Source organism: Thermus sp. NMX2.A1, from assembly GCF_000511705.1.
Taxonomy (GTDB): domain Bacteria; phylum Deinococcota; class Deinococci; order Deinococcales; family Thermaceae; genus Thermus; species Thermus scotoductus.
This window is the reverse complement of record NZ_ATNI01000054.1, coordinates 1-15,961: the sequence shown is the minus strand read 5'-3', so window position 1 is coordinate 15,961 and position 15,961 is coordinate 1. Positions and strand designations below refer to the sequence as shown.

18 protein-coding genes and 1 riboswitch are annotated in these 15,961 nt (G+C 65.5%); of the genes, 13 read left to right on the top strand and 5 right to left on the bottom strand.

Features of this window, described 5'->3' with window-relative positions:
- Positions 1 to 31 precede the first annotated feature (31 nt).
- The 13 genes from TNMX_RS05060 to TNMX_RS05000 all read left to right on the top strand — a co-directional run bounded on the left by TNMX_RS05060 (position 32) and on the right by TNMX_RS05000 (position 10,351).
- A complete protein-coding gene (locus TNMX_RS05060; RefSeq protein ID WP_157626361.1) occupies positions 32 to 1,300 on the top strand; it encodes a nodulation protein NfeD in 1,269 nt (422 codons plus the stop codon).
- 1 nt (position 1,301) lies between these two features.
- Positions 1,302 to 2,279 (top strand): flotillin-like protein FloA, encoded by a 978-nt coding sequence (gene floA, locus TNMX_RS05055; protein ID WP_026328903.1) that lies wholly within the window; start codon positions 1,302 to 1,304, stop codon positions 2,277 to 2,279.
- Positions 2,276 to 2,680 carry a hypothetical protein gene (locus TNMX_RS05050; RefSeq protein ID WP_038030091.1) on the top strand — a complete coding sequence of 135 codons (405 nt, stop codon included), beginning with the start codon at positions 2,276 to 2,278 and terminating at the stop codon, positions 2,678 to 2,680. Before floA ends, TNMX_RS05050 begins: the two co-directional genes overlap by 4 nt.
- Positions 2,644 to 3,639: a PhoH family protein gene (locus tag TNMX_RS05045; protein ID WP_015716835.1), complete on the top strand. Its 996-nt coding sequence runs from the start codon at positions 2,644 to 2,646 to the stop codon at positions 3,637 to 3,639. Before TNMX_RS05050 ends, TNMX_RS05045 begins: the two co-directional genes overlap by 37 nt.
- Positions 3,617 to 4,036, top strand: coding sequence for an rRNA maturation RNase YbeY (gene ybeY, locus TNMX_RS05040; protein WP_038030089.1), 420 nt, complete (start codon positions 3,617 to 3,619; stop codon positions 4,034 to 4,036). Before TNMX_RS05045 ends, ybeY begins: the two co-directional genes overlap by 23 nt.
- The gene (locus TNMX_RS05035) at positions 3,991 to 4,389 is read left to right on the top strand and encodes a diacylglycerol kinase family protein (RefSeq protein WP_038030087.1); all 399 of its coding nucleotides are present in this window, start codon (positions 3,991 to 3,993) and stop codon (positions 4,387 to 4,389) included. Before ybeY ends, TNMX_RS05035 begins: the two co-directional genes overlap by 46 nt.
- Before the next feature lie 4 nt (positions 4,390 to 4,393).
- Entirely contained in the window at positions 4,394 to 4,756 is a 363-nt protein-coding gene (locus TNMX_RS05030; RefSeq protein ID WP_015716832.1) for a hypothetical protein, read from the top strand.
- 63 nt (positions 4,757 to 4,819) lie between these two features.
- Complete coding sequence (locus TNMX_RS05025; RefSeq protein ID WP_015716831.1) at positions 4,820 to 5,290, top strand: GreA/GreB family elongation factor; 471 nt, start codon at positions 4,820 to 4,822, stop codon at positions 5,288 to 5,290.
- Between the two features lie 2 nt (positions 5,291 to 5,292).
- Entirely contained in the window at positions 5,293 to 6,768 is a 1,476-nt protein-coding gene (gene lysS / locus TNMX_RS05020) for a lysine--tRNA ligase (RefSeq protein WP_038030085.1), read from the top strand.
- Positions 6,769 to 7,635: a cation diffusion facilitator family transporter gene (locus tag TNMX_RS05015; protein WP_038030082.1), complete on the top strand. Its 867-nt coding sequence runs from the start codon at positions 6,769 to 6,771 to the stop codon at positions 7,633 to 7,635.
- A 146-nt stretch (positions 7,636 to 7,781) separates the two neighbouring features.
- Positions 7,782 to 9,437, top strand: a complete 1,656-nt coding sequence (locus TNMX_RS05010) for a methylmalonyl-CoA mutase (RefSeq protein ID WP_038030080.1) — start codon at positions 7,782 to 7,784, stop codon at positions 9,435 to 9,437.
- 9 nt (positions 9,438 to 9,446) lie between these two features.
- On the top strand, positions 9,447 to 9,866 hold the full coding sequence (locus TNMX_RS05005; RefSeq protein ID WP_015716827.1) for a cobalamin B12-binding domain-containing protein: 420 nt from the start codon (positions 9,447 to 9,449) through the stop codon (positions 9,864 to 9,866).
- A complete protein-coding gene (locus tag TNMX_RS05000; protein WP_015716826.1) occupies positions 9,863 to 10,351 on the top strand; it encodes a PaaI family thioesterase in 489 nt (162 codons plus the stop codon). The genes TNMX_RS05005 and TNMX_RS05000 overlap by 4 nt, the downstream gene beginning before the upstream one ends.
- Here the strand turns inward: TNMX_RS05000 and TNMX_RS04995 are convergent.
- The 5 genes from TNMX_RS04995 to ribD form a co-directional block, all read right to left on the bottom strand.
- The gene (locus tag TNMX_RS04995) at positions 10,305 to 10,643 is read right to left on the bottom strand and encodes a hypothetical protein (RefSeq protein WP_038030078.1); all 339 of its coding nucleotides are present in this window, start codon (positions 10,641 to 10,643) and stop codon (positions 10,305 to 10,307) included. The genes TNMX_RS05000 and TNMX_RS04995 overlap by 47 nt on opposite strands.
- 80 nt (positions 10,644 to 10,723) lie before the next feature.
- Positions 10,724 to 12,841 carry a vWA domain-containing protein gene (locus TNMX_RS04990; protein WP_038030075.1) on the bottom strand — a complete coding sequence of 706 codons (2,118 nt, stop codon included), beginning with the start codon at positions 12,839 to 12,841 and terminating at the stop codon, positions 10,724 to 10,726.
- A gap of 50 nt (positions 12,842 to 12,891) precedes the next feature.
- A complete protein-coding gene (locus TNMX_RS04985; RefSeq protein WP_038030214.1) occupies positions 12,892 to 14,091 on the bottom strand; it encodes a bifunctional 3,4-dihydroxy-2-butanone-4-phosphate synthase/GTP cyclohydrolase II in 1,200 nt (399 codons plus the stop codon).
- The gene (locus TNMX_RS04980) at positions 14,091 to 14,675 is read right to left on the bottom strand and encodes a riboflavin synthase (protein WP_015716822.1); all 585 of its coding nucleotides are present in this window, start codon (positions 14,673 to 14,675) and stop codon (positions 14,091 to 14,093) included. Before TNMX_RS04980 ends, TNMX_RS04985 begins: the two co-directional genes overlap by 1 nt.
- The gene (gene ribD / locus TNMX_RS04975) at positions 14,675 to 15,808 is read right to left on the bottom strand and encodes a bifunctional diaminohydroxyphosphoribosylaminopyrimidine deaminase/5-amino-6-(5-phosphoribosylamino)uracil reductase RibD (RefSeq protein ID WP_084221132.1); all 1,134 of its coding nucleotides are present in this window, start codon (positions 15,806 to 15,808) and stop codon (positions 14,675 to 14,677) included. The genes TNMX_RS04980 and ribD overlap by 1 nt, the downstream gene beginning before the upstream one ends.
- A 2-nt stretch (positions 15,809 to 15,810) precedes the next feature.
- Positions 15,811 to 15,931, bottom strand: a riboswitch (FMN riboswitch).
- Positions 15,932 to 15,961 lie beyond the last annotated feature (30 nt).

The window sequence follows — 15,961 nt, the reverse complement described above, 5'->3', positions numbered from 1 at the left end:
CCACCCTACTCCCTCACCCAAGCCGTATAGAATGAGGACGGTGAAAAGGCTCCTTGCCCTATGCTTCCTGCTCTCCCTGGCCCTGGGGAAAACCTACCTCATCCCCATCCAGGGGGAGATTGACCCCGCCTTGGCGGTCTTTGTGGAGCAGGCTCTAGCCCGCGCCGAGCGGGAAGGAGCCAGCGGTGTGACCTTTCTCATCGACACCCCAGGGGGCCGGGTGGACGCCGCCATCCGCATCTCCGACCGGATCCTGCAAACCCCCCTTCCCACCCTGGCGGTGGTGCAGAACGCCTTTTCCGCCGGGGCCCTGATCGCCCTTTCCTGCCGCCAGATCGCCATGCTGCCGGGCTCGGAGATCGGGGCAGCCCTGCCGGTGGTGGCTCTTCCCCTGCAGCAGCCCCAGGCCGCGGACCAGAAGATCATCTCCGCCCTTAAGGGCAAGTTCCGCGCGGTGGCCGAGGCCCGGGGAAGACCGGTGGAGCTGGCGGAGGCCATGGTGGACCCCCAGGTGGAGATCCCTGGCCTCTCCGCCAAAGGAGAGCCCCTCACCCTCTCCGCCGACAAGGCGGTGGAGCTCAAGGTGGCGGACTTCAAGGCGGGAAGCCTCTCCGAGGCCCTGCGCCAGGCAGGGTACAGCCTGGAAACGGAAAGGCTTGAGCCTGGCCCTAGGGTGCAGGTGGCCCGGTTCCTCACCAGCTCCACCGTGGCGGGGCTTCTCCTGGCCCTTGGGCTTCTTCTTCTCCTCCTCGAGCTCTTCACCCCGGGCTTTGGGGTCATGGGGACCTTGGGCCTGGCGTTTTTAGCCCTTTACTTTGCCGGGGGGTGGCTCGCCGGGCTTTCCGGGGCCTTCGAGCTGGTTCTCTTCTTCCTGGGGGTGGCCCTCCTCCTGGCCGAGGCCTTCCTCTTCCCCGGGTTTGGCATCGCTGGAGCCTTGGGCGTGGGGTCCATATTGGCCTCCGTGTACTTCACCTTCGGGGAGAACGCCCTCATGGTCATCGCCATTGCGGTGATCGCTTTGGGCCTCGGCCTGCTCCTGGTCTTTCGCTTCCTACCCAGGACCCGTCCGGCAAGGGCCTTGGTGCTGGAAAGCACCATCTCCGAACACGCCACCGGGGACGAGGTGGAGGTGGGCGCCATCGGCGTGGCCCTCACCGACCTGAGGCCAGGCGGGGTGGCCCGCTTCGGCAACAAGCGCATCGATGTGGTGGCCAACCGGGGTTTCCTGCCCAAGGGCACCACCCTTAGGGTGGTGGAGGTCAGGGGACCCACGGTGGTGGTGGAAGCCTTGGAGGAATAATATGGAAGGACTCGGCGTGCTCTTTCTGGCCTTTTTTGTTCTCATCCTCGTTTTTCTTTTCTTCAGCTTCATCCCGGTAGGCCTCTGGATCTCCGCCTGGGCCGCAGGGGTCAGGGTGCCCTTGATCACCCTGGTGGCCATGCGCCTGAGGCGGGTTCCCCCGGCCAAGATCATCTACCCCCTCATCAAGGCCACCAAGGCGGGGCTGGATGTCCGCCTGGACCGCCTCGAGGCCCACTACCTGGCCGGGGGCAATGTGGACCGGGTGGTGGATGCCTTGATCGCCGCCGACAAGGCGGGCATCAAGCTCACCTTTGACCGGGCCGCAGCCATCGACCTGGCGGGGCGGGATGTGCTGGAAGCGGTGCGGGTTTCCGTGAACCCCAAGGTGATCCAGACCCCCATGGTGGCCGCGGTGGCCAAGGATGGGATCCAGCTTCTGGCCACGGCCCGGGTAACGGTTAGGGCCAACATCGACCGCCTGGTGGGCGGGGCTGGGGAGGAAACCATCATCGCCCGGGTGGGAGAAGGCATCGTGACCACCATCGGCAGCGCCAACTCCCACAAGGAAGTCCTGGAAAACCCGGATCGCATCAGCAAAACCGTGCTGGAAAAGGGCCTGGACGCCGGCACCGCCTTTGAGATCCTCTCCGTGGATATCGCCGACGTGGACGTGGGCAAGAACATCGGGGCCCAGCTTCAGATCGATCAGGCGGAGGCCGACAAGAAAATCGCCCAGGCCAAGGCGGAGGAGCGCCGGGCCATGGCGGTGGCCGCCGAGCAGGAGAACCGGGCCCTGGTGGAGGCCATGCGGGCCAAGCTGGTGGAGGCCCAGGCCCAGGTGCCCCTGGCCCTGGCGGAGGCCTTGCGCACGGGAAGGCTTGGGGTCATGGACTACTACCGCCTGAAAAACATCGAGGCCGACACCGACATGCGGGAGTCCATCAGCCGGGCCGCCAAGCCCGAGGGTGAGGAATGAGCCTAGACGACCTTCTGGGTCTCCTTTTCCTACTCTTCTTCATCGTCATCCCGGCCCTGCAGGGCCTAAGCCGCCGGGGCCAGCCTCCCCCCATTCCCCCGGGGTTTCCCGAGGACCTGCCCCTACCCGAACCCCTACCCCGCCCCAGGCCCAAGGCCCGGCCCAAGCCCAAGGTCCCGCCGCCCCCGTCCCTTCCCGCACCCAAGAAACCGGAGGCGGAGAGTTTAGAACGGTCCTCTAGCCCCGAACGGCAACCCTTGGAAGTGCGGTTCCGCGAAGCATCCTCGCCGGAGGAAGAGCGAAGGAAGCGCCCGCGGAAAAGGCTGCTCACCACCGACGGCGAAAGCATCCTGAAAGGGGTGATATGGCACGAAATCCTGAAGAAGCCCAAAGGCTGGTGATCCCCCTAAAACCCGAGGAAACCCTGGCCTTTCTGGGCCAGGCAGACCGAAACCTGAAGAAGCTCCGTTCCCTTTTCCGGGAGGCCTTCGGCGACCGGCTCAAGCTCATCATGCGGGGCAACCAGGTGGAGCTGGAGGGCGACCCGGAAGCGGTGGGGGTGGCCGAGCGGGCCGTGCGGGACCTTTTGGCCCTCCTCAGGCAAGGAGCGGAGCTGGACCAGCCCACCCTGGAACAGTCCGTGGCCCTGGCCCTGCAAGGGGAGGGCCTGTACCAGGCCACCACCCCGGAAACCGAGCTTGCGCTACCGGGCCGTCTCAGGCCCAAAACCCCGGGGCAAAGGCGGTACGTGGAGGCCATCGCCCACCATGACATCACCTTCGGGGTGGGCCCTGCGGGAACCGGCAAGACCTATTTGGCGGTGGCCATGGCGGTGAGCCACCTCCGGGCCAAAAGGGTTAAGCGCATCATCCTCACCCGGCCAGCGGTGGAGGCGGGGGAAAAGCTGGGGTTTTTGCCAGGGGACATCCAGGCCAAGGTGGACCCTTACCTCCGCCCCCTTTACGATGCCCTCTTTGACATGATCGACGCCGAACGCTTTGAGCAGTACCTCCAGTCCGGGATCATCGAGGTGGCCCCCCTGGCCTTCATGCGGGGCCGCACCCTCAACGATGCCTTCATCATCCTGGACGAGGCCCAAAACACCACCCCGGAGCAGATGAAGATGTTCCTCACCCGCATGGGCTTCTCCTCCAAGATGGTCATCACCGGGGACATCACCCAGATCGACCTGCCCAAGCACCAAAAGTCGGGGCTGGTGGAGGCCATCCGCATCCTCAAGGGCATTGAGGGCATCGCCTTCGTGTACTTCAAGGAGTCCGACGTGGTGCGCCATCCCCTGGTGGCCCGCATCATCAAGGCCTACGAGGAAGCCGAGCGTGGTGGAGATCGTAGCCAATAAGCGTCCGCCAAGGGGCCTCATCCCCAGGCTCCGCCGGGCCCTTTCCGCCCTGATGGAGGAACTGGGCGTGGGGGACAAGGCCGTCACGGTCATCCTCACCGGGAACCGCAGGATCAGGGTCCTAAAGCGGGAGTGGTGGGGGGAGGATGAGGCCACGGATGTCCTTTCCTTTCCCCACTACGAACCCGGGGATCCCTTTGTACCCCCCCACCTGGGCGATATCTGGATCAGCCTGGACACTGCCAAGAAGCAGGCGGAGGAAAGAGGGGTTCCCCTCGAGGAGGAGGTGCTGGTCCTGGCGGCCCACGGGCTATGGCATCTTCTCGGCCACGACCACCAACAGGAGGAGGATTGGGAGGGCTTCCGCCGCGTCCAAGAGAGGATCCTCGCCCTCTAAAGGGCGTTTGGCGCTCCCTGGGCTATGCCTGGGAGGGGGTTCTCTACGCCTGGCGGGTGCAGCGGAACTTCCGCCTCGAGGCCTACTTGGCCCTTCTGGCCCTCGGGCTTGCCCTCTGGCTGGAGGTCAATCCGGTTCCGGTGTTGCTCGTTAGCGCCTTGGTGCTTTCCCTGGAACTCATGAACACCGCCCTCGAGGCCCTGGCCGACCTGGTGAGCCCGGTATTCCATCCCCTGGTCAAGCGGGCCAAGGACACGGCGGCGGCGGCGGTGCTTTTGGCGAGCTTCTTCGCCCTCCTGGTGGGCCTTTACCTCCTCTTGCCTCCCCTCCTCGGGCGGTTTGGGCTAAGCTAAGCGTATGGACCACGAGGAAAGGGAGATGATCCTGGAGATCTTTCCAGGCACTCCCCCCGAACTTCTCCCCATTGGGGAGATTCTTTATTATCGCGACGAGGAAGGCCGGGTGATTATCCAGGAAAAGGGGCCCCCGGAGCTCCGCCTGACCCTGGAGCCCCTGCCCGGAACCCTGGGAAGCCCTCAGGTGTGCGAGGCCTGCCACCGCCATCTTTCGGGAAGCGCCTTGGGCTTCTTCCGCCACCCGGTGGGCGGAAGGGAAACCCACCTCCGCTACCTGGTCCTCTGCCTGGACACGGCAGCCTGCGCCAGCCATGCGGAACCCGAGCGTTTGAGGGAAATCCTCCTTCGCGGTATACTCACCTGAGAAGGAGGCCCTTGGGCCAAGGAGGTCGGCTTTGGCCGACCTTCATGACTTACGAGGTGAGCTATGGCGCGCGAGGTAAAGCTAACCAAAGCCGGTTACGAGCGGCTCATGCAGCAACTTCTGCAGGAAAGGGAACGCCTGCAAGAAGCCACCCGCATCCTGCAGGAGCTCATGGAGTCCTCCGATGACTACGACGATTCGGGGCTGGAGGCGGCCAAACAGGAGAAGGCCCGCATCGAAGCCCGGATCGACAGCCTCGAGGACATCCTCTCCCGGGCGGTGATCATAGAAGGGGCCACCACCGAGGTCATCGGCCTGGGCTCGGTGGTGGAGCTGGAAGACCCCGTCACCGGCGAGCGCCTGGAGGTGCAGGTGGTCTCCCCCGCCGAGGCCAGCGTCCTGGAGACCCCCATGAAGATCTCCGATGCCTCCCCCATGGGCAAAGCCCTCCTGGGCCACCGGGAAGGGGATGTGCTCAGCCTGGATACCCCCAAGGGCAAGAAGGAGTTCCGGGTGGTTTCGGTGCGCGGCTAAACATGAACGAGCAGACGCGGCAACGCCTACTCAACCTGGAAGCCCTGGTGGAGGCGGGTTTTCAACCCTACCCCTACCGGTATCCCAAGACCCACAGCGCAAAGGAGATCCTATCCGCCAAGGAGGGGGCTCCCCCGGAAAGCGAGTGGGAGGAAGAGGTGGCCCTGGCCGGGCGCATCGTGGCCTTGAGGCGCATGGGGAAGGTCACCTTCGCCCACCTCCTGGACGAAAGCGGCAAGATCCAGCTCTATTTTCAAAAGGACCTCACCCCAAGCTACGAGCTTTTGAAGAAGCTGGACGTGGGGGACATCCTGGGGGTCAAGGGCACGGTCTTCACCACCAAGACCGGGGAGGTCACGGTGAAGGTCCTCTCCTGGACCCCCCTGGTGAAAAGCCTCCACCCCCTCCCCGACAAATGGCACGGGATCAAGGACAAGGAGGTGCGCTACCGGCAGCGCTACCTGGACCTCATCGTAAACCCTGAGGTGCGGGAGGTCTTTCGGCGGCGCACCGCCATGGTGCGCTACATCCGCCGTTTCTTTGAGGAGCGGGGGTTTTTGGAGGTGGAAACCCCCATCCTCCAGGCCACCACCGGCGGGGCGGAGGCCAGGCCCTTCAAAACCTATCACAACGCCCTGGACCACGAGTTTTACCTACGCATCTCCTTGGAGCTTTACCTGAAGCGCCTTCTCGTGGGAGGGTTTGAGAAGGTCTTCGAGATCGGGCGGAACTTCCGCAACGAGGGCATCGACCACAACCACAACCCCGAGTTCACCATGCTGGAGGCCTACTGGGCCTACGCCGACTACCAGGACATGGCCAAGCTGGTGGAGGAACTCCTTTCCGGCCTGGTCCTCCACCTCTTCGGCAGCTACCAGGTCCCCTACCAGGGGCGGGTGCTGGACTTTACCCCACCCTTTAGACGCATCTCCTTCGTGGAGGCCTTGAAGGAAAAGGCCGGTCTGCCCTTTGACCCCTTGGACCTGGAAAGGCTTAGGATCTTCGCCGACGCCCACCACCCCGAGCTCGCCCAGGTTCCCAGTTACAAGCTTCTGGACAAGCTTTTTGGCATCTACGTGGAGCCTGAACTCCAGAACCCCACCTTCGTCTTCGACTTCCCCCTGGCCATCAGCCCCTTGGCCAAGCGGCACCGAGAAAAGCCTGGGCTCACGGAGCGCTGGGACCTCTATGCGGGCGGGATGGAACTCGCCCCCGCCTACTCCGAGCTCAACGACCCCCTGGACCAGAGGGAACGCTTTTTGGAGCAGGCCAGGCGCAGACGGGAAGGGGACGAGGAGGCCCCGGAGCCCGACGAGGACTTCCTGTTGGCCCTGGAGTACGGCATGCCCCCGGCGGCGGGGCTTGGCCTCGGCTTGGACCGCCTGGCCATGATCCTCACCGACCAGCCCTCCTTGAGGGACGTCCTCCTCTTCCCCTTGCTCAAGCCCAAGCGGGAGCTGGTGGAGGAAGAAGCCTAGGTGGCGGAAAGGGCTGCCCGCCTCAGCCTCCTGGTGGCCCTGTGGGTCCTGGGGCTAAAGGCCTTGGCCTACCTCCTCACCGGCTCGGTGGCCCTTCTCTCCGATGCCCTCGAGTCCACGGTGAACGTGGCCGCGGCGCTTTTGGCCCTCTTCGCCATCCGCTTCGCCCAGCGTCCTCCCGACGAAACCCACCCCTTCGGGCACAGCAAGGCCGAATACTTCTCCGCGGTGCTGGAGGGAGTCCTGGTGGTGCTAGCCGCCCTTCTCATCGCCAAGGAATCCATCCCCCGCTTCCTTCATCCCAGGCCCCTAGGGGACCTGGGACCGGGCCTCCTGGTCAGCCTCCTGGCTTCCCTGATCAACGGCCTTCTTGCCTGGCACCTCCTCCGCCAGGGGAGGCGCCTGCGCTCCCCCGCCCTCACCGCCGACGGCTACCACGTGCTTTCCGACGTGCTCACCTCCGTGGGGGTTCTCGCCGGGGTAAGCCTTGCCTGGGCCACGGGGTTATGGGTGCTGGATCCCTTGCTGGCCCTTTTGGTGGCGGGGAACATCCTCCTCATGGGCTTCCGCCTGGTGCGCCAGTCCGTGGGAGGGCTTATGGATGAGGGGCTCTCCCCAGCGGAGGTGAGCCGGATCCGAAAAACCATCGCCGAGGCCTTGGGGGGAAGGGCCCTCGAGGTCCACGACCTCAAAACCCGCAAGGCGGGAAACCGGGCCTTTTTGGAGTTCCACCTGGTGGTGCCGGGGTCCATGACCGTGGAGGATGCCCACCGGCTCTGCGACGAGCTGGAAAGGGCTTTGGAGGAAAGTTTCCCCGGGCTTGCCGTCACCATCCACGTGGAGCCGGAAAGTGAGCGGAAGCGCTAAAGGATAGGGCTCCCCCCTGGCCACTCGAGAAGGTAGCTTCAGAAAGGGCCACCGACAGGCTGGCTTTTCCCCGCCGGCGAAGGAGTCTTCTAACGCTCTTTTCCTTGGGCGCATAAAAGCGTAGAATATGGCCCAAGGGAGGACCCATGCGCAAGAAGCACGACTGGCTCAGGGAAACCTACCAGAAGAGCCTGGAGAAGATGCCCGAGAGGCCTGTGGCCCACCGCACCCTTTCGGACATCGCCCCAGAACCCCTCTACACCCCCGAGGACATCGGGGTCCTGGACCCGGAGTACGAGGAGAAGCGGGGCTTCCCCGGGGAGTTCCCCTACACCCGGGGGGTCTACGGCTCCATGTACCGGTCCAAACTCTGGACCATGCGCATGTTCGCCGGCTTCGGCACCGCCGAGCAGACCAACGAGCGGTTCAAGAAACTCTTAAAGGCGGGCCAGACCGGCCTCAGCGTGGCCTTTGACCTGCCCACCCTCATGGGCTACGACTCCGATCACCCCCTTTCCAAGGGGGAGGTGGGCAAGTGCGGGGTGGCGGTCTCCAGCCTGGCGGACATGGAGATCCTCTTCGAGGGGATCAACCTCGAGGAGGTCACCACCTCCATGACCATCAATAGCCCCGCCAACGCCATCTGGGCCATGTACCTGGCGGTGGCCAAGAAAAAGGGCTACGACTGGAAGAAGCTCGGAGGCACCATTCAAAACGACATCCTCAAGGAGTTCATCGCCCAGAAGGAGTTCATCTTCCCTCCCAAACCCAGCGTGAAGCTGGTCATCGACACCTTTGAGTGGGGGCCCAAGAACGTCCCCAAGTGGAACTTCATCTCCGTCTCCGGCTACCACATCCGGGAGGCGGGCTCCACCGCCGTGCAGGAGCTGGCCTGGACCCTGGCGGACGGCTTTGAGTACGTAGAGGCCGCCCTCAAGCGGGGCCTGGACGTGGACGAGTTTGCCCCAAGGATCAGCTTTTTCTTTGACGTCCACAACGACTTCTTTGAGGAGATCGCCAAGTTCCGGGCGGCCCGGCGCATCTGGGCCAAGGAGATGCGCTACCGCTACAAGGCCAAGAACCCCCAAAGCTGGATGCTCCGCACCCACGCCCAGACCGCCGGGGTTTCCCTCACCGCCCAGCAACCCCTCAACAACATCGCCCGCGTGGCCATCCAGGCCCTGGCTGCCGTTTTGGGGGGTACCAACAGCCTCCACACCGACGCCTACGACGAAGCCCTGGCCCTGCCCACGGAGGAATCCGCCACCATCGCCCTCAGGACCCAGCAGATCATCGCCTACGAAAGCGGGGTCACCCACACCATCGACCCCCTGGCGGGGAGCTACTACGTGGAGTGGCTCACCGACGAGATGGAGCGCCAGGCCATGGCCATCATCGAGGAGATCCGGCGCATGGGGGGCGTGGTGCGGGCCATCGAGGAAGGCTACTTCCTGCGGGAGCTGGCCGAGGCCAGCTACCGCTACCAGCAGGAGGTGGAGCGTAAGGAGAGGATCATCGTGGGGGTCAACGCCTTCACCGACGAGATCCCCCTGAAGGTCCCCATCCAGCTGGTGGACCCCGAGGTGGAGCGGGTCCAGGCGGAGCGCCTGGCCCGGGTGCGCCGGGAACGGGACCCCAAGCGGGTGGAGGAGGCCCTTGCGGGCCTAAGGCGGGCTGCGGTGGAAGGGCAGAACACCATGCCCCACTTCGTGGAGTGCGCCCTGGCCTACTGCACCCTGGGGGAGATGATGGACGTCTTGCGGGAGGTCTACGGCACCTACCAGGAGCCAGCTTACGTTTAGGATTAGCATATGGACAGGCGCATACGGGTGCTCATCGCCAAGCCCGGGCTGGACGGCCACGACCGCGGGGCCAAGGTGGTGGCTCGGGCCTTAAGGGACGCCGGCATGGAGGTGATCTACACGGGGCTCAGGCAGACCCCGGAGATGATCGTGTCCGCGGCCATCCAGGAGGACGTGGACGCCATAGGGCTATCCATCCTCTCCGGGGCCCACATGCACTACTTCCGGGAAGTGAAGCGGCTTCTCGAGGAGCAAGGAGCCTCGGACATCCTCCTCTTCGGGGGAGGCATCATCCCCGACGAGGACGTGCCCAAGCTGCAAGAACTCGGGGTGGCAGCGGTCTTTGGCCCCGGAACCAGCACCCAGGAGATCGTGGACTTCTTGAAACGGGCGGTGCCGGAGCGCTGGCAGGCCCAGGGCTTAGCATGAAGGCCATCCAGCTTTACTACCCCCCGGAGTGGGCTCACTGCTACGGGTGCGGCTACTTAAACCCCATGGGCCTCCACCTCAAGACCTACTGGAAGGCGGACGAGGGCCAGAGCGAAACCCGTTTCACCCCTAGCCCCCATCACACTGCCATTCCCGGGTTCGTCTACGGGGGGCTTCTCGCCTCCTTGGTGGACTGCCACTCCACCGCCACCGCCGCCGCCGCCAAGGCCCATGCTGAGGGCCTGGATCTGGCAACCCACCCCCTCCGCTTCGTCACCGCCAGCCTCAAGGTGGACTACCTGAAGCCCACCCCTTTGGGGCCCGAGCTGGTCCTGGTGGGCCGGGCCAAGGAGGTGAAGGGGAGGAAGGTGGTGGTGGAAACCGAACTCTACGCCAACGGGGAGGTGACCGTACGGGGGGAGGCGGTCCTGGTGCAGATCATCGAGGGCTTCGGCCAAGGAGATACCGCTCCAAAAGGCCGATAATGCGGGAAAGACCCTCGGCTTTGGGGGAGGCCACCAGAACCAGCTCCAGCCAGGCTTCTTCCAGGATCTTCTTCACCTCCTCCAGCTCCCTTCCCGGGAAGACGGTACCCAGGGCCACGGCCTGGGACCTTTCCCAAAGCTCCTTCTTTTCCCGCTGCAGGTGCCTGATCTCCTGCCTGGCAAAGTAGAGGTCCGCCTCCAGCTGGTGGATACGGTCATGGAGGGGCTTTTCCTCCTGGCGCCTCTGCTCCCTCTCCCGGCGGATCAGCTTCTCCCAATCATCCCAGCGCATGGATTCCAGATTAAAGAAAGACTCGGCATCCCGGTGTGATCCATGCACTGGCTCCCAGAACCGGCCCTCTGGACCCTGGCTCAGGCTTTCCTGGCAAAGGAGCGCGCCTCGAGGAGCCGCTCCAGGAGGAAAAGCGCCAGGGCCAAGGCCAGGAGATAGGGGCGCAGGGGCAGGGGGGAGGATCCAGGTTGCCCCAGGTCCTCCAGGGCCAGCAACCGCCCATGGGAAGCCTCGGCCAGGGTCTTGAGGACCAGCTTCCCATCCCTGGGGGTCCACTCCCCGGGCAAGGGGAAGGCCAGGGGCAAGCGGCGCGAGCCGTCCAGGAGCACCCCGGGAGCCGCCGGGGCCTGGATTTCGTACCGCCCAGGCCCCGTGGGCACCAGGGGCATCTCCTGGCCCTCGCTTAGGAAAAGCGGGCGCTCCAGGTGGCCCAGAACCACCACCCGCACCCCTTTCCCCTCGGGATAGGCGTACAGGGCCATGGCCTTCTTGCCCCCCATGAGGTAGCGGGCAAGGCCGCCCAGAAAAGAAGCTGCCTCCTTCCAGCCCCGCCAGGAACGGGAAAGATCCGTGGCCAAGGCGGCCACCCGCCCCTCTCCCCTCTCCCCCAGGGCCAGCACCGCTCTGCCGTCGCTTTCCAAAACCACCTCCGCCCAGGGCTCGGCCCGGGCCGGAAGGAGAACGGAAAGGGGAGGTGGGGAAAACCCCTGGGCCAGGGGATGGAGCCTGGCCTTGACGGGGAAACGGCCCTCCAGGCCCTCCCCCTGGAAAACCTCCTGCCCTTCCTTCAGGAAAAGCCGGGGAAGCTCCTGGGCGGTGGCCGCTTGGTAGTACCGGCCCCCACCCCTTTCGGCGAGGACCTTCAGAAAGGCCCGGTCGGCGTCGGCTCCCAGGGCCATGGCGCTCACCTCGAGGCCCGAGGCCTCCGCCAGGGCCAGGATGGGGTCTTGGGGGTCGGAGATGAGGCCATCGCTGAGCACCAGGATCCCCTTGCGCTCCACCGGCACCCCCTGCAAAAGCCGCACCGCCTCCCGGAAGGCGGAGCCCAGGACCGTCCCGCCCCCCGCCCGCACGGACAAGAGGAGGCTTTCCGCCTCCTTCTTCCCCTGCTCCGTCATGGGCCTGGGTGGAAAAAGAACCCGATGGGTGGAGGAAAAGAGCACCACGCCCAGGTAGTCCTCCTCCGCCGCCGACCGCACCAGCTCCAAGGCCCCCGCCACCGCCAGGGAAAGCTTCTCCCCCTCCATGCTTCCCGATACGTCCATCACCAGAACCAAGGCCGCCCCCTTGCGGCCCAGGGGCTTTAGGGGAAGGTCTTCCGGCAAAGCCCGGTCCCAGCCGCCGAAGAAAAGACCCTTGGGGGTGGCGGTGAAAAGAAGGCCGCCGCCTTGGCGGAGGTAGCTCCTCAGGGCCTCCGGGGCCCCCTCGGGAAGGTCCAAGACCCCGAGGCCCACCGCCACCAGGTCGGCCTCGAGGGGCAGGCGGAAAGGGCCTTCCTCCACCTGGAAGCCCTGGGCCTCCAGGTAACGGGCCAAGGCCGGGTCCCCCAGCACCAAGGCCCTGCCGCGGTCGGCAGGTTGGAGGCTCACCTGGGCCTCGCTCCGGCCCCAGGAACCCTCCACCACCGCCCACACCTCCGCCTTCTCCGTAAGGGAGAAGGTGTACGCCAGGCTCTTACGCCCCTCCACCCGAAGGCTTCGTTCCCAGGTCCCTGCGGGGCCCTCCACCCTCAGGCGTGCCTCCACGGAGAGGGGTGCCTCGAGGACCACTCCCACCCCCACCGTTTCCCCGTACAGGGGGTAAGGCGGGGGGACCAGCTCCACCGCCACATGGGGCTTGGGGGGAACGTAAACCGCATCCAGGGGAAAGGGGGCTGAAATGGGTTCGAAAAGCCCGTCGGAAACCAGGACCACGCGGCTCGGCCTCAGGGCCTCTGCCTCCTGGAAGGCCGCCTTCAGGTCTGTCCTCTCCCCCAGGTCCAGCCTGCGGGCGGTGGGCGAAGGAAGCCTCGCCGCCCGCTCCGCAAAGGCCACATAGATCCCATCCCTAGGAAGCCTATCCGCCAAGGCGAAGACGCTTTCCCGGGCAGAGGGCGAAAAGTCCAGAAGGTACACCACCCGCCCCGGCATGGGCCACCTGGGATCCAGGAAGGCCAAGAAAAGTAGGATGAGGACCCCAACCTTAAGAAGCCGGAGCATAGCCTCATGCTAGAGGCTTTGGGATGGCCTGGGCCATCCAGGGAACCCCATCAGTCCATCCAGTGCCCCAGCTTCTCCTTTTTGGCCTGGAGGTAACGCTCGTTGTGGGGGTTGTCCCCGGCCCTCAGGGGAATGCGCTCCACGATCTCGATGCCGAAACCCGACAGGGCCTTCACCTTGCGGGGGTTATTGGTGAGGAGGCGCATCTTGCGCACCCCAAGGTCGTAGAGGATCTGGGCCCCCACCCCGTAGTCCCGCAGGTCCGGCGGGAACCCCAGGGCCAGGTTGGCCTCCACCGTGTCCAGGCCTTGGTCCTGCAGGTGGTAGGCCCGGATCTTGTTGATGAGGCCGATTCCCCGCCCCTCTTGCCTCAGGTAGACCAAAACCCCCTTCCCCTCCTTAGAGATACGCTCCAGAGCCAGATCCCGCTGGAAACCGCAGTCGCACCTCAGGGAGTGCAGGGCATCCCCGGTGAGGCACTCGGAGTGCATGCGCACCAGGACGGGCTCCTCAGGGTCCCAGCTTCCCATGACCAAGGCGGCGTGCTCCTCCCCGGTGAGGCTATCCCGATACCCCACGATGCGGAACTCGCCAAACCGGGTGGGCAAAAGGGCCTCTGCCTCCCGTTTCACGTAGAGGTCCCCCTTCTCCAGGCGGTAGCGGATGAGGTCGGCGATGGTGCCCACCTTAAGGCCGTGGCGCCCGGCAAACTCCAAAAGGTCCGGAAGCCGGGCCATGGTGCCATCCTCCTTGAGGATCTCGATGAGGCTCCCCACCGGCCTAAGCCCCGCCAGGCGCAAAAGGTCCACGGTGGCCTCCGTGTGCCCGGCCCGCCTCAGGACCCCGCCCGGCCTAGCCACCAGGGGGAAGATGTGCCCAGGGCGCCGGAAATCCTGGGCGGTGGCCTCGGGATCAGCCAGAAGCCTTATGGTGGCCGCCCGCTCAAAAGCGGAGATCCCCGTGGTGGTCCCCCGGGCATCCACGCTCACGGTGAAGCGGGTACCCTGGGGATCCTGGTTTTTCTCCACCATAAGGGGCAGGTCCAGGGCCCTGGCCCGTTCCTCGGTCAAGGCCGCGCAAAGGAGCCCCCGGCACTCCCTGAGCATGAAGTTCACCCACTCCGGGGTCACGTGCTCTGCCGCCATGATGAGGTCGCCCTCGTTTTCCCGGTCCTCGTCGTCCACCAGGATCACCGGGCGGCCTTGGCGGAGTTCCTCCATGAGTTCCCTGACGCTGGCCAAACCCTCCATCATTCCCCCTTCACAAGCCGCTCCAGATAGCGGGCGATGAGGTCCACCTCCAGGTTCACCCCATCCCCCACCTTTAGGCTTCCTAAGTTGGTGACCTTAAGGGTGTGGGGGATGAGGGTGACGAAGAAGTCCTGCCCCTTTAGGCCCGCCACCGTGAGGGAAACGCCGTTTAGGGCCACGCTTCCCTTCTCGGCAATGTAGCGGGCAAGGTCTTGGGGGAGTCGGAAGAAGTAGTCCTTGGCCCCCGGGGCCTCCCGGATGGCCACCACCTCCGCCACCCCGTCCACATGCCCGGTGACGAAATGCCCCCCAAGCCGGTCCCCCACCTTAAGGGCCCTCTCCAGGTTGGGCCGGTGCCCCACCCGCCAGGTGGGGGCGGTGCGGCGCAGGGTTTCCCGGGCAAGCTCCACCCAAAAACCGCCCTCGTCCACCTCCACTGCGGTGAGGCAGACCCCATCCACCGCCACCGAATCCCCTACCCTAAGGTCAGAAAGCACTTCCTTGGCGGCGATCCTGACCCTGAGGAAAGGCCCCTCCCGGACCTCCACGATCTCGCCGGTTTCCTCCACCAATCCCGTGAACATCACCCCTCCGGGTACGCCTCCAGCCAAAGGTCCTCCCCAAGCCACTCCTTGCGGACGAGCCTCAGCCTCTTGGCCTCGGCCATGCGCTCCAGGGCAAACCCCTCCAAGAACCCCCTCCCCTCCCCCAACACCTTGGGCGCCACGAAGAGGGCCAGCTTGTCCACCAGTCCCCTCTCCCAGAAGGCCCCAGCCAGCCTCGGACCCCCCTCCAGAAGGATCCCGTCCAGTCCCTCCTCCAAGAGAAGGTGCAAGGCCCCCTCGAGGCTCACCCTCCCTCCTTCCCGGGGAAGCTCCACCACCCGGGCACCCGCCTCCTCGAGGGCCCTAAGCCGATCCTTGGGCGCACCCTTGCCCACCAGCACGTACACGCGGGCAGGCTCCCCCCGGGGTCCCTTCTGAAAGATACGGGCGGTGGGGGGAGTGCGGCCCTCGGTGTCCAAGACCACCTTCACCGGGTCCCTGAGGGGCGGGGGCTCCAGCATGAGAGGGAAGGGCCTGAAGTCCGGCTCCCGCACGGTGAGCCAGGGATCGTCCTTGAGGACCGTCCCCACCCCCACCATCACCACGGGAAGCCACTGCCGGTAGGCCTGGGCGATGCGCCGGCTTTCCTCAGAGGAGACGTAGCGGGCATCCCCACTCAAGGCCGCCACCTTGCCGTCCAGGGTGAGGGCCGCCTTGAGGAGGACGAAGGGCCGCCCCCTTTTCTGGACGGTAAAGAAGGCCTCGTTCTGCTCCTGGGCCTCGGCCTCCAAAAGCCCGGCCTGGACCTCTACCCCGGCTTCCCGAAGCCTTTCCAAGCCCCCCCGGGCCGCCGGGTTGGTATCCCGGGCCGCCGCCACCACCCGGGCTACCCCCGCCTGCAAAAGGGCCAGGGAACAAGGGGGGGTGCGGCCATGGTGGTTGCAGGGCTCCAAGGAGACATAGGCGGTGGCCCCCTGGGCCAGGGAACCCGCCTCCCTTAAGGCAAAGACCTCCGCATGGGGCTCCCCCGCCCTAGGATGGTACCCCTCCCCTACGATGCGGCCATCCCGCACCAACACTGCCCCCACCAAGGGGTTTGGGTGGGTGTGGCCTCGAGCCCTCTCGGCCAACTGCAACGCCCTACGAAGGAACCTCTCGTCCAGCTCTCGCAAAAGACCTCCTTCTCCCATCCGGACTTTCACCGTCGGCCCCGGAATTCCACCGGGTCGGGCCCCAAAGGGGCTTCGCGGGCTTTCACCGCCGGTGGGGACTTCCACCCCGCCCCGAAGGAGGTGCCTACAGGCACCGCATTCAGTTTACCAAAA